This window comes from Rhizobium sp. BE258, from assembly GCF_031457345.1.
GTDB lineage: Bacteria > Pseudomonadota > Alphaproteobacteria > Rhizobiales > Rhizobiaceae > Rhizobium.
This window is the reverse complement of sequence record NZ_JAVDWL010000003.1, coordinates 136,917-149,849: the sequence shown is the minus strand read 5'-3', so window position 1 is coordinate 149,849 and position 12,933 is coordinate 136,917. Positions and strand designations below refer to the sequence as shown.

The window sequence follows — 12,933 nt, the reverse complement described above, 5'->3', positions numbered from 1 at the left end:
GGTCAATCGTGCAAATGACGATGTCCGTCACCGTGGTCGTGATGCTTGTGGTCATGATCATGATCATGATGGTCGTGCCCGTGGTGGTCATGCCCATGGCCGTCATGATCGTGATGATCATGCGCGTGGTGATCGTGGCCATGGCTGTGATAGGCGCCCCGGGCAGGCTGGAAGGGCTCGGTGACTTCGAGAACCAGCGCGCCGAGACCCTGCAGCATGGTGCGGATCACGTGGTCGCGGAGGATCAGGATGCGATCGTCCTCGATCTGCGCCGCCAGATGCCGGTTGCCGAGATGCCAGGCAAGCTCGATCAGGTGGACGCCGTTCTTGCCGCGGATTTCGAACAGCTTCTCATCCGCCGCCAGGATTTCGATCAACTCGCCGTCGTCGCGCACCAGCAGGTCGCCATTGGCGAACAGCACCGGATCCTTGAGGTCGAGCATCACCATGCCACCGCTTTCCAGATGCAGCAGCTTGCGGCGCAGGTGGCGCAGATCATGCGGCAGCTTCACCTGCTCGATCGGGTGGGAGTTCGGCGTACCGGCGGGAAGATAGGATGTGACGCGTTGCATGGGATTTATCCATTTTGCAGAGACCGTGACCTTGCAAAATAGCGGGCGGCGGCGCAAGCGCCAATCCCGCCGGGGGAGTGGCTAAATGCCGTAGGCGCGCTGTGCGCCGTCATAGCCGGCATCGTCGTCGCCCTGAACGGCAAGACCGTTCTCCACCAGGCGGCTGTGCCAGGCGTGGTGCAGACCTTCGCTCTCGTGGACGACGCGGTTTCGCCCGAGCGCCTTGGCGAGATAGAGCGCCTTGTCGGCCGAGGCATAGACCGCCTCCTTGTTCCGTCCCGGCTCGAGATCGGCGATACCGGCCGAGATGGTGATCGGCACGGTGCAGCCGTCGGCGGTGATCGGCTGGCAGGCGATCTGCGTTTTCACCTGCTCCACGCGCTCGAGCCGCGCCGCCAGCGGAAAACCGGTGACGATGACGCCGAATTCCTCTCCACCGAGGCGCGCGACCACCGAGCTGTCGTTGAAGGCCGTCGCCAGGATTGCCGAGATGGCGATGATCACGGCATCGCCGCAGGCATGGCCGAAGCGGTCGTTGATAGCCTTGAAGCGATCGACGTCGAAGATGACCAGCGAGGCATCGGCTTCCACCGTTGCCAACGCCTCGGTGAAGGCGCGGCGGTTCAGCAGGCCTGAGAGCATGTCGGTGCGGCTGAGCTTTTCGAATTCCGCCCGCGAGATCGTCAGGTGATGCAGCGCAAAGCCCGCGATCAACGACAGGAGACCACAGGCCGCCCCGCCGAACAGCCATGAAAACACGATCCCGAGGCTCAGCGAATGGGCAAGCGACAGCGGCAGCAAATCGAAGAAGGAAAGCGGCGGCAGCACGATCAGCATGATGACGGCGGAGAGGATGATGGCGGAAAAGCTCATCTTCAGCGCGAAGCTGAAAATGGTGCCGCGATGCTGAAAATTGCCGAGCCCCATCTGGAGCATCATCCAGTTTTTCATGCGAATCGACCTCCAGCCCCGGCACCCCATGGCATTTGATTAGAATGCATTTGCTGCCGGGTTCTTAAGCCGATCGTTAAGATTTGAGCGAGTTCGGCCGAATTAATGAAGTTGCATTTTCACGGGCAGGCCGCACCCGCCCTCAACCTGAATCAGAACTGCTGAACGCCTGATTAAATCTCTGATATCACGCGCATTTCAGTCCACACCGATGCGCTGATGAAAGCCACGTTTCGAGCACGAAGATTTCCCGGAATTTCTGCAACCACCCGGAGAATGCCGTTAACGAAACGCTTTCGGCAGCCCTCCGTGCCTCAGAACAGGAAGTAGCGCTGTGCCATCGGGAGAACGGTCGCCGGTTCGCAGGTCAACAACTCGCCATCGGCCCTGACTTCATAGGTCTCTGGATCGACCTCGATATGCGGCGTCAGGCTGTTGTGGATCATCGACGCCTTGGAAATTCCGCCGCGCGTGTTCTTCACGGCGACGAGATTCTTGGCAACACCGAGCCGTCCCTTGAGGCCTGCATCCAGCGACGCCTGCGACACGAAGGTGACCGACGAGGTGGTGCGCAGCTTGCCATAGGCGGCAAACATCGGCCGGTAATGCATCGGCTGCGGGGTCGGGATCGAGGCGTTCGGATCCCCCATGGGCGCCGCCGCGATCGAGCCGCCGAGCAGCACCATCTCCGGCTTGACGCCGAAGAAGGCGGGGTTCCACAGAACCAGGTCGGCGCGCTTGCCGACCTCCACCGAGCCGATCTCGTGGCTGAGGCCCTGAGCGATTGCCGGATTGATCGTGTATTTCGCGATATACCGGCGGACGCGGAAATTGTCGTTCTCACCCTTTTCTTCCGGCAGGCGGCCGCGCTGGCGCTTCATCTTGTCGGCCGTCTGCCAGGTGCGGATCGCCACCTCGCCGACCCGGCCCATGGCCTGGCTGTCTGAGGAGATGATCGAGAAGGCGCCGATATCATGGAGGATATCTTCGGCGGCGATCGTCTCCTTGCGGATCCGGCTTTCGGCGAAGGCGATATCTTCGGGGATCGACGGCGACAGATGATGGCAGACCATCAGCATATCGAGATGCTCGGAGATCGTGTTGACCGTATAAGGCCGCGTCGGGTTGGTGGATGACGGGATGACGTTCGACTGGCCGCAGATCTTGATAATATCGGGCGCGTGCCCGCCGCCGGCACCCTCGGTATGGAAGGCATGGATGGTGCGACCCTTGAGCGCCCCGATCGTGTCTTCCACGAAGCCGCTCTCGTTCAGCGTATCGGTGTGGATCATCACCTGGATGTCGTATTCGTCGGCCACCGAAAGGCAGCAGTCGATCGCCGCCGGCGTCGTACCCCAATCCTCATGCAGCTTCAGCGACGAGGCCCCGGCCAGCACCATTTCTTCGAGTGCCGCGGGAAGAGACGCGTTGCCCTTCCCCGCCAGCGCCAGGTTCATCGGAAAGCCGTCGAAGCTCTCGATCATCCGCTCGATATGCCAGGCACCGGTGCAGGTCGTTGCAAGCGTGCCATGCGCCGGGCCGGAGCCGCCGCCCAGCATGCAGGTGATGCCGGACATCAACGCCTCCTCGATCTGCTGCGGGCAGATGTAATGGATATGCGCATCCATGCCGCCGGCCGTGACGATCTTGCCCTCGCCCGCGATCGCTTCCGTCGATGGGCCGACGATGATGTTGACGCCCGGCTGCGTGTCGGGATTGCCCGCCTTGCCGATCGCCACGATGCGCCCGTCCTTCAGCCCGATATCGGCTTTCACGATCCCCGTGTGATCGATGATCACCGCATTGGTAATCACGGTATCGACCGCGCCCTGCGCGCGTGTCGCCTGGCTCTGCCCCATGCCGTCGCGGATTACCTTGCCGCCGCCGAACTTCACTTCCTCGCCATAGGTCGTGAAGTCCTTTTCAATCTCGATGAACAGCTCGGTATCGGCCAGTCGGACCTTATCGCCGACGGTCGGTCCGAACATGCTGGCATAGGCGGCGCGGGAGATCTTGTGGGGCATATGTCAGGCTCCTTGGGAGGAAGAATGAGGTGGTTCGGCGGCGTATCGTTTCAGCCGCCCGGCAGCGATATATCCATCGACAAGCTGCCGCTCGGCAGCAAATGGGTGGCCGTCCCAGCCTGCATGACCGAACCCCGCAAGCCCGATATCGGCGCCGGGGAACCGGCGGAAGGCTTCGGCTATCGCGATCAGTCCGGTGCTTGGCACGACGTAAGGCTCGGGGTGAAAGGCGGCGAGCGCGTCGTCCACCGCCTCATGAATCACTTTCTCAACGACCACATGCCGTTTGCCAGCTTCCTTGCAGAAGGCCTTGAACTGACTCGTGTAATCGTCGCAGAAATCGTCGAGTTCCGGATGCGAGAGGGCGAGCGGCGCCCGCATCTCCGCAAACTTTTCCGGGTCGCGCACGCACCAGATCTCGGACGCTTCGATCACGCCGGCTAGTGTCCGCCAGCCGGTGTCGCCGGTCATCGCCTTGCCCGGGCGGCCGGTATTGCAAACGGCAACGGCATCGGTGCGGCCGGGGCTCGCGGCATAGGATCGGCACTCGTTGAAGCGGACGACGAAATCGGCCGCAGCGATCGCCGCGCGCCCCTCGTCTCCCACCTCACCGTTGCCGACGATCATGATCTTCTGTCCCACGTCAGTTGCCGCCCAATGCGTCGGCAAGCGCCTTCAGTTCCTTGGTTCTGGTATCGCTGAGATTGGCGAGGCACCCGGCCACCAGCATCGGCTCCATCGTCCCGCCGCGGGCCTGAAAGCCTTCGGCCTCGCATTGCGCGTCGCGATAGGAGATCCAGGCGCGCTGCGCTGTGAGCAGCGCCTTCTCGGCACCGCGATCGTTCTCGTCCAGATCCTCGTCGGTCGCAGCCGCCGCGGTGCGCGTTTCCTTCCACTGGGCGTTCAGCGCCTTGTCTGCCTCGCCATAGCGATCCTGTTCGCAGCTCGTCATCTCCGCCTGCGTCTCAGGGTTCTTGCAGTCGGTCTCCTCCTGCGCGAATGCGCCCGAAGCCATTATTACGCCGCCCGCCAATGCAAGCAGACCGATCACCAAACGCATCATTTCCTCCCGTCTTCTGTTATTTTTTGTGCTTCAAAGCTTGCCCATGACGAGCTGGCGGAAGCCATAGACCTCGCGCTTGCCCGACAGCGGGATCAGCGTCACCTCGCGCGTCTGGCCCGGCTCGAAACGGACGGCGGTGCCGGCGGGAATGTCCAGCCGCATGCCATGCGCCTTCTCGCGTTCGAAGGAGAGCCCCGCATTGGTTTCGGCAAAATGATAATGGCTGCCAACCTGCACCGGGCGATCACCGGTGTTCGACACCACGATCGTCAGGGTCGGTGCGCCGGCATTGAGTTCGATGTCGCCGCTTGCGGCAATGATTTCGCCTGGGATCATGTCTTTCTCCTCACGCAGCCTTCTGGGGCGCGCAGCCTTCGGCCTTCAATACACGTTTGGTCGACGCCGGATTGTTGGCGAGCTTCCCGGCCGGGCGGACCGGGCGGCGCGTAAATTCGCCGCCACAGTTCGGGCACTTGCCGCCGAGCACATCTTCGGCGCAAGCAGCACAGAAGGTGCATTCGAAGCTGCAGATCATCGCTTCCAGGCTTTCGGGCGGCAGGTCCTTGTCGCAGCATTCGCAGTTCGGGCGCAGTTCCAGCATCGCGGCCTCCTCAGCGGATCGGTTCGTGGACGGTGACGAGTTTGGTACCGTCAGGAAATGTCGCCTCGACCTGCACGTCGTGGATCATCTCGGCGACACCTTCCATCACCTGGTCGCGGCCGACGACGTGGGCGCCAGCCTCCATCAGATCGGCGACGGACCGCCCGTCACGCGCGCCTTCGACCACGAAATCGGTGATCAACGCGATCGCTTCCGGATGGTTAAGCTTGACGCCGCGCTCCAGCCTGCGGCGCGCCACCATTGCCGCCATGGAGATCAACAGCTTGTCTTTTTCTCTCGGAGTGAGGTTCATCGTTCATCCATTCCAGCTGAATTACAGGTTCCAGACTTTCGGCACCGGCGCGCCGTTGCGCAAGGCGGATATGACCGGAATCAGGATTTTTCTGAGCGCGAAACCATCCGCTGCCGCAGCACGCACGACAAGCTTGCCATTCCACGCGCTGGCGCCGGCCATATGCCCTTCGAGCAGCGGGCGCACCTTGGCGAGATAGCTGTCGGCCAGCGGACCGGCATAGAGCATCGTCACAAACGCCACCCGCCCGCCGAGAACCGGCTGCAGCGCCGTCAGCGCGCCGACTGCGCCATCGAGCCGGAGCTCCTCGGAATGAATGAGGTTCCCGGCACGGCGGATGCGCCAGCGGTCGCGGAAGAGACCTGTGACCATCGCCTCGCCCATCGCCTTGCGGCCGAGCAGGATGGCTTCGACGGCCAGAAACTCGGCGGTCTCGTCGAGATCGACGTCGAGGCGGCGAAACAACGAGGCGCGGTCGAAAAGAATGGTTTCCTGCGGCAGCCAGTCGACACGCGATCCGGCACCGGCGCTGATCACGGTATTGACCTCGGCAGTGCCTGCCGATGCCTTGTAGATCTTCTCGCAGGCCTGGGTGGTGACGTCGATGCGCGTGCCGGGACCGGCGACGACGCTCCAGTTCATCCGGTCGCCGCCCGTGAGTCCGCCGGCGGTGTTGATGATGACGGCTTCCATCGAGGCATCGAACGTGTCAGGCAGCCGGATCTTGGCAGCACCTTCCTGATAGAGCTCGCGAAGCCGCGTGCGCCCATCCAGGGCCTTGGCGGCCAGATGCCCGCGTCCCTCGGCTCTTTGCGGTCTGGTGCTTGCCGCAGCGATCGTCATTCCATCCCCTTGAACATCCGCCGTTCATCCGGCTGTTCTCATTCAATGCGCTAAACAAGTGAAAGCAAGCAATTCCCGTGCCGCCCGCGATCGCCTTCGCCGCAAAGCCGGACGGCTCGACCAGAAAAGCAGACTGCCGAAGAAAGCGGCAATTGCCGCTCAGACGGTCAGGTGACGGCGGGCCTCAGGCGTATCCAGCGTTTCCGCCAGCCCTTCATGCACGATCTCGCCGCGGTCCATGATGTAAACGTAATCGGCAAGCTCGCGGCAGAAATCGAGATATTGCTCAACCAGCAGGATCGCCATGCCGGTGGAATCCCGGAGATAGCGGATCGCCCGGCCGATATCCTTGATGATCGACGGCTGGATGCCTTCCGTTGGCTCGTCGAGCACCAGGATCTTCGGCCTTGTCACCATCGCCCGGCCGATCGCCAGCTGCTGCTGCTGCCCGCCGGAAAGATCGCCGCCGCGACGGGACAACATCGACTTCAACACCGGGAAGAGGCTGAAGATGTCGTCAGGGATGTTGCGGTCGCGGCGGCCAAGCGGAGCAAAGCCGGTCTCGAGGTTTTCCTTCACCGTCAGCAGCGGAAAGATTTCACGCCCCTGCGGCACGTAACCGATGCCCTGCTTGGCGCGGGCAAAGGGCGGCAGACCGTTGAGCGCGGTATCGTTGAAGGTGACGCTTCCGGCCGAGAGCGGGTGCTGGCCGGTGACGGCGCGCAGAAGAGAGCTCTTGCCGACGCCGTTGCGGCCGAGCACGCAGGTGATCTTGCCCATCTCGGCCTTGATCGAGATGCCGCGCAGGGCCTGGGCCGCGCCGTAGTGGAGGTTTGCGTTTTCGACTGTCAGCATGATGCCACTTCCATAGATTTGTAAGGCTTTACTCGCTCGATGCGTGCTGTGAAGCTGCGCATGCAACAGCCCCTTGGGTCATCCTCGGGCTTGACCCGAGGATCCATCATTCGACGATTGTCATGAGCGGCTACGTCTACATCATGGCCAGCAGGAAGAACGGCACACTCTATATCGGCGTGACGTCCGATCTCGAACGGCGCGTCTACGAACATAGGGAAGGCCTGACCAAAGGATTTACCAGCCAATATGGGTGCACTCGTTTGGTCTGGTATGAAGAACACCTCTCCATCGGCACCGCGATCCAACGGGAGAAGTCGCTGAAGCGATGGTATCGCGCTTGGAAAATTACCCTGATAGAGGAACTCAATCCCGGCTGGCGCGACCTCTATGAAGAATTCGGTTGAGGCGGTGGATCCTCGGGTCAAGCCCGAGGATGACGGAGGAAAGGTTTTGCCAAGGCAATCCGACGGAAACACCGCGCGCATGCGATGGTCGCTTTCGTCTGCGATGCCCACATCCCTCTCGTAGTCCTTGCCCACATCCCTCCCGTCATCCTCGGGCTTGACCCGAGGATCCAGGCACCGGCGTTGCAGGAGAGAGGCGGGTATTTCGCGCATCACACCCATCCTCACCGCCCCAGATAATTCTCGATCACCTTCGGATCGGCACTGACAAAATCGATCGACCCTTCGGCCAGCACCGAGCCTTCGGCGAGGCACGTCACCTTGACCCCGAGATCGCGGATGAAACCCATGTCGTGTTCGACGACGACGACCGAGCGGGTCTTGGCGATCTCCTTCAGCAGGATCGCCGTCTCCGCTGTCTCGGCATCGGTCATGCCGGCCACAGGTTCGTCGACGAGCAGCAGCTTCGGTTCCTGGGCGAGCAGCATGCCGATCTCCAGCCACTGCTTCTGGCCGTGGCTGAGATTGGCCGCGAACTCATCGCGGCGATGCGTCAGGCGCACGGTCTCGAGGATTTCATCGATGCGCGCCTTGTCGTCGCCGGAGAGACGGTAGAACAGCGTCGGGAAGACGCCGCGCTTGCGGTTCAGCGCCAGTTCCAGATTGTCCCAGACGGTATGGCTTTCGAAGACCGTCGGCTTCTGGAACTTGCGGCCGATGCCGAGCTGGGCGATATCGGCTTCGTCGAGTTTCGTCAGGTCCGTCTGGCCGTTGAAGAACACCTCGCCTTCGTCGGGCCGGGTCTTGCCGGTGATGATGTCCATCATCGTCGTCTTGCCGGCACCGTTCGGGCCGATGATGGCGCGGAGTTCACCGGGCTCGATGACGATCGACAGCGAATTCAGCGCCTTGAAGCCATCGAACGAAACCGAGACGCCGTTCAGATAGAGCACGCTGTTAGGTTTGATATCGGGGATCATCCGCGCCTACTCCGCTGCCTGGATTTTTGCATCGACGCCGTCCTCCAGCGAGGGAGGTGACGCTTCCGTCCGCGGCTTGCGCCTGCCGATATACTGCGCGGCCGTGCCGACAATGCCCTTCGGCAGGAACAGCGTGACGGCAACGAAGAGACCGCCGAGCGCAAACAGCCAGAACTCGGGGAAGAGACCGGTGAAGATGGTCTTACCGCCATTGACGAGGATGGCACCGATGATCGGGCCGATCAGCGTCGCCCGGCCGCCGACCGCCGTCCAGATGACGACTTCGATCGAGTTGGCAGGCGCAAATTCGCCCGGATTGATGATGCCGACCTGCGGCACGTAGAGAGCGCCGGCGATGCCCGCCATCATCGCCGAGACAACGAAGGTGAACAGCTTGAAATGCTCGACACGGTAGCCGAGGAAGCGGGTGCGGCTTTCGGCATCGCGCACGCCGACCAGCACCTTGCCGAATTTCGAGCGGACGATCGCCGACGCAATGATGAGCGACAGCGCCAGGAAGATCGCCGTGGCAGCAAACAGGCTGGCGCGGGTGCCGTCGGCCTGAACGTTGTAGCCGATAATTTCCTTGAAATCGGTCATGCCGTTATTGCCGCCGAAGCCCATGTCGTTGCGAAAGAAGGCAAGCAGCAGGGCGTAGGTCATCGCCTGGGTGATGATCGACAGATAAACGCCGTTGACGCGTGAGCGAAAGGCGAACCAGCCGAAGATGAAGGCGAGCAGCCCGGGCACGGCGACGACCATGATCGCCGCGAACCAGAAGTGATCGAAGCCGTACCAGAACCAGGGCAGTTCCTTCCAGTTCAGGAACACCATGAAGTCAGGCAGGATGGGATCGCCATAGACGCCGCGCGAGCCGATCTGGCGCATCAGATACATGCCCATCGCATAGCCGCCGAGCGCGAAGAAGGCGCCGTGGCCGAGCGATAGGATGCCGCAGAAGCCCCAGACGAGATCGAGCGCCAGCGCCAGCAGCGCATAGGTCAGATACTTGCCGAACAGCGCCATGATATAGGTCGGGATATGCAGCGGATTGTCCGGGCCGGTGAGCAGATTGAGCACCGGAACTAGGATCGCGACCAGAAGCAGGACGGCGATGGCTATCGAGATCTTGCGATCGAGAGACCGGAAAAGGAAAGCCGTAATCATGCTTCCACCGCCCTTCCTTTGAGTGCGAAGAGCCCGCGGGGACGCTTCTGGATGAAGAGAATGATGAGGACGAGCACCAGGATCTTGCCGAGCACCGCGCCGGCGAAGGGTTCCAGGAATTTGTTGACGACGCCGAGCGACAAGGCGCCGACCAGCGTGCCCCAGAGATTGCCGACGCCGCCGAAGACCACGACCATGAAACTGTCGATGATGTAGCTCTGTCCGAGGTTCGGCGAGACGTTGTCGATCTGGCTGAGCGCCACCCCGGCGATCCCGGCGATCCCGGACCCGAGCCCGAAGGTAAAGGCATCAACCCAGCCGGTGCGAATGCCCATCGAGGACGCCATGCGGCGGTTCTGGGTGACGGCGCGCATCTGCAGGCCGAAAGCCGAGCGTTTCAGCAGCATCAGCAGCGTCACGAACACCGCCATCGAGAAGACGATAATCCACATGCGGTTCCAGGTGATCGACAGACCGCCGAATTCGAAGGCGCCGGACATCCAGCTCGGATTGCGCACCTCGCGGTTGGTCGGACCGAAGATCGAGCGTACCGCCTGCTGCAGGATGAGCGACACGCCCCAAGTGGCGAGCAGCGTTTCCAGCGGGCGGCCATAGAGATAGCGGATGACGAGACGCTCGATGACGAGGCCGACGAAACCGGTGAAGAGGAAGGCTGCGGGCACCGAGAAGGCCAGCGAATAGGTCTCCATGCCCGGGAAATTCGAGGTAATGTACTCCTGCACCACATAGGTCGTGTAGGCGCCGATCATCACCATCTCGCCATGCGCCATGTTGATGACGCCCATGACGCCGAAGGTGATGGCAAGGCCGATGGCGGCGAGCAGCAGCACGGAGCCGAGCGACAGGCCGTACCAGACGTTCTGCACCACATCCCAGACAGCCAGGCTGCGCTTGATGCCGTCGATATCCGACTGGATCGCCGGTTTCAGGTCGTCAGGCGCGGTTTCCATCGCCGCCGTCAGGATCGTCATGGCGTTGCGGTCGCCGCGGGCGGCGATCGTGTCGATGGCGGCCTTCTTGTCTTCGGCGCTGACATCGCTCTTCAGCATCATCACCGCACGGGCGGCTTCCATCGTGTTCTCGACCTCGCCGTCCTTCTCAGTAGCAAGCGCTGAATTCAAGAGATCGAGATTGGAGGGATCGGCATCCTTGAGCAGCCCCTGAGCGGCGGCGAGCCGCGCGGAACGATCCGGGCTCAGCAGCGTCAGCGTGCTCATGCTGGTGGCGATGATGCCGCGCAGAGAATTGTTGATCTTGACCTTGGACATATAGTCCGGGTCGATATCGGCGACCGCTTCGCCGCTGATCGGGTCGGAGAAGGTCGGTTCATCATCCGTGCCGCCCTGCAGCAGGACCGGGCCGCCCTCTTCCGAATTCACATAAAGCTGGCCGTCGCTGAGCTGCTGCAGGATCTGGCCGACATGCGGATCCTTGGAGGCAACGAGCGCCTTGATGGCCGCCTCGCGGGCATCGAAATCACCGGCGCCGAGCGCATTGACGAGGGCATGGACATCCTCTTGCGCCTTCAGTGCCGAGGAGAAGACCGGCAGCGCGAGGAGGAGTGTGAAAAGAACGATCTTGATGGCGCGATACATCGGCTTTCTCGCCTGGATTATCGTTGGCCTCTGGGGCACCAACCGTTTGGGACGGAGCTTCCGCCCGGAACATGGGGGTCCGGACGGAAGGCATCAGGCAGGTATCGGATCGGCTAACTCAAGACCCCTTGCCGCCGCACTTGCCGGTCGCAACGTTGAAGTTGCCGCAGTTCATCGGCTTGCGCCAATCGGAGATCAGATCCTTGGAGTCAGGCAGGTAATCGGACCATTCGTCGCCGACGACGGCAGGTGTCTCCTGGACGATTTCGAACTGGCCGTCGCCCTGGATTTCGCCGATGAGGACAGGCTTGGTGATGTGGTGGTTCGGCATGACGGTCGCAGTGCCGCCCGAAAGGTTCGGAACGGAGACGCCGATGATGGTGTCGAGAACCTTGTCGGTATCGGTCGTGCCGGCGGCCTCGACAGCCTTAACCCAGGCGTTGAAGCCAATATAGGCCGCTTCCATCGGGTCGTTCGTCACGCGCTTGTCATTCTTGGTGTAGGCGTGCCATTCCTTGATGAACTTCTTGTTGGCCGGGCTTTCGACCGACTCGAAGTAGTTCCAGGCAGCCAGATGGCCGACGAGCGGCTTGGTGTCGAGACCGGCAAGCTCTTCTTCGCCGACCGAGAAGGCGACGACGGGAATGTCGGTTGCCTTGATGCCCTGGTTGCCGAGTTCCTTGTAGAACGGAACGTTGGCGTCACCGTTGATCGTCGAGACGACCGCGGTCTTCTTGCCGGCCGAACCGAATTCCTTGATCTTGGAAACTTCGGTCTGCCAGTCGGAGAAGCCGAACGGCGTGTAGTTGATGATGATGTCTTCCTTCGGAATGCCCTTGGATTCGAGATAGGCTTCCAGGATCTTGTTGGTCGTGCGCGGATAGACGTAGTCGGTACCTTCGAGAACGAAGCGCTTCACGCCTTCCTTCTCCATCAGGTAGTCGACGGCCGGGATCGCCTGCTGGTTCGGAGCGGCACCGGTGTAGAAGATGTTGCGCGAGGATTCTTCACCCTCGTACTGGACCGGGTAGAAGAGGATCGAGTTCAGCTCTTCGAAAACCGGCAGAACCGACTTGCGCGACGAGGACGTCCAGCAACCGAACACGGCCGCGACCTTGTCCTTTTCGATCAGCTCGCGTGCCTTTTCGGCAAACAGCGGCCAATCCGAGGCCGGATCGACGACGACGGCTTCGAGTTTCTTGCCGAGAAGGCCGCCCTTCTTGTTCTGCTCGTCGATGAGCATCAGCATGGCGTCCTTGAGCGTCGTCTCGGAGATGGCCATGGTGCCGGAGAGCGAGTGCAGAACGCCGACCTTGATCGTGTCGTCGGCAGCGACTGCCCCATGGAATGCGGCCGTGGCCGACATGACGGCGCCGAGCACGGCACCTGAAACATATGATCGCAGATTCATCTTGTGATCCCCTCTTCTTGTTCGACAACAGGCCGAAACCGGCGGTTAACTGTTGCTTAAGGGACTATCCGGTGCTGCACTGCGAAAACACATACGTAATATGACGTAGGCAACGGGGCTAAATCTGCAC

15 protein-coding genes are annotated in these 12,933 nt (G+C 61.8%); 1 reads left to right on the top strand and 14 read right to left on the bottom strand.

From position 1 onward, the window contains the following. Positions 1–2: 2 nt before the first annotated feature. The 10 genes from J2X43_RS11215 to urtE form a co-directional block, all read right to left on the bottom strand. Positions 3–572 carry an urease accessory protein UreE gene (locus J2X43_RS11215; protein WP_310293990.1) on the bottom strand — a complete coding sequence of 190 codons (570 nt, stop codon included), beginning with the start codon at positions 570–572 and terminating at the stop codon, positions 3–5. An 81-nt stretch (positions 573–653) separates the two neighbouring features. Then, the gene (locus J2X43_RS11210; protein ID WP_112390429.1) at positions 654–1,523 is read right to left on the bottom strand and encodes a GGDEF domain-containing protein; all 870 of its coding nucleotides are present in this window, start codon (positions 1,521–1,523) and stop codon (positions 654–656) included. A gap of 314 nt (positions 1,524–1,837) precedes the next feature. Next, complete coding sequence (gene ureC, locus J2X43_RS11205; RefSeq protein WP_310293988.1) at positions 1,838–3,547, bottom strand: urease subunit alpha; 1,710 nt, start codon at positions 3,545–3,547, stop codon at positions 1,838–1,840. Between the two features lie 3 nt (positions 3,548–3,550). After that, positions 3,551–4,174, bottom strand: coding sequence for a Urease operon accessory protein (locus J2X43_RS11200; protein ID WP_310294886.1), 624 nt, complete (start codon positions 4,172–4,174; stop codon positions 3,551–3,553). A 16-nt stretch (positions 4,175–4,190) separates the two neighbouring features. Further along, complete coding sequence (locus tag J2X43_RS11195) at positions 4,191–4,607, bottom strand: lysozyme inhibitor LprI family protein (protein WP_112390427.1); 417 nt, start codon at positions 4,605–4,607, stop codon at positions 4,191–4,193. Between the two features lie 33 nt (positions 4,608–4,640). Continuing rightward, positions 4,641–4,946 carry an urease subunit beta gene (locus J2X43_RS11190; protein WP_310293986.1) on the bottom strand — a complete coding sequence of 102 codons (306 nt, stop codon included), beginning with the start codon at positions 4,944–4,946 and terminating at the stop codon, positions 4,641–4,643. A 10-nt stretch (positions 4,947–4,956) separates the two neighbouring features. Continuing rightward, a complete protein-coding gene (locus J2X43_RS11185; RefSeq protein WP_310293984.1) occupies positions 4,957–5,211 on the bottom strand; it encodes a DUF1272 domain-containing protein in 255 nt (84 codons plus the stop codon). A 10-nt stretch (positions 5,212–5,221) separates the two neighbouring features. Beyond that, entirely contained in the window at positions 5,222–5,524 is a 303-nt protein-coding gene (locus tag J2X43_RS11180; RefSeq protein WP_310293982.1) for an urease subunit gamma, read from the bottom strand. Positions 5,525–5,545: 21 nt separating this feature from the next. Next, positions 5,546–6,367: an urease accessory protein UreD gene (locus tag J2X43_RS11175; RefSeq protein WP_310293980.1), complete on the bottom strand. Its 822-nt coding sequence runs from the start codon at positions 6,365–6,367 to the stop codon at positions 5,546–5,548. A gap of 159 nt (positions 6,368–6,526) precedes the next feature. Continuing rightward, on the bottom strand, positions 6,527–7,222 hold the full coding sequence (gene urtE, locus J2X43_RS11170; RefSeq protein WP_112390422.1) for an urea ABC transporter ATP-binding subunit UrtE: 696 nt from the start codon (positions 7,220–7,222) through the stop codon (positions 6,527–6,529). A gap of 122 nt (positions 7,223–7,344) precedes the next feature. Here urtE and J2X43_RS11165 point away from each other — a divergent pair, with 122 nt between their 5' ends. Then, positions 7,345–7,629 carry a GIY-YIG nuclease family protein gene (locus J2X43_RS11165; RefSeq protein ID WP_310293977.1) on the top strand — a complete coding sequence of 95 codons (285 nt, stop codon included), beginning with the start codon at positions 7,345–7,347 and terminating at the stop codon, positions 7,627–7,629. A gap of 224 nt (positions 7,630–7,853) precedes the next feature. Here J2X43_RS11165 and urtD read toward each other — a convergent pair whose 3' ends face one another. The 4 genes from urtD to urtA all read right to left on the bottom strand — a co-directional run bounded on the left by urtD (position 7,854) and on the right by urtA (position 12,803). Further along, positions 7,854–8,609: an urea ABC transporter ATP-binding protein UrtD gene (gene urtD, locus J2X43_RS11160; RefSeq protein ID WP_310293976.1), complete on the bottom strand. Its 756-nt coding sequence runs from the start codon at positions 8,607–8,609 to the stop codon at positions 7,854–7,856. 6 nt (positions 8,610–8,615) lie between these two features. Further along, on the bottom strand, positions 8,616–9,776 hold the full coding sequence (urtC, locus tag J2X43_RS11155; RefSeq protein WP_310293974.1) for an urea ABC transporter permease subunit UrtC: 1,161 nt from the start codon (positions 9,774–9,776) through the stop codon (positions 8,616–8,618). Beyond that, the gene (urtB, locus tag J2X43_RS11150) at positions 9,773–11,392 is read right to left on the bottom strand and encodes an urea ABC transporter permease subunit UrtB (RefSeq protein ID WP_310293973.1); all 1,620 of its coding nucleotides are present in this window, start codon (positions 11,390–11,392) and stop codon (positions 9,773–9,775) included. The genes urtC and urtB overlap by 4 nt, the downstream gene beginning before the upstream one ends. Positions 11,393–11,510: 118 nt before the next feature. Then, the gene (gene urtA, locus J2X43_RS11145) at positions 11,511–12,803 is read right to left on the bottom strand and encodes an urea ABC transporter substrate-binding protein (RefSeq protein ID WP_310293972.1); all 1,293 of its coding nucleotides are present in this window, start codon (positions 12,801–12,803) and stop codon (positions 11,511–11,513) included. Positions 12,804–12,933: the final 130 nt, after the last annotated feature.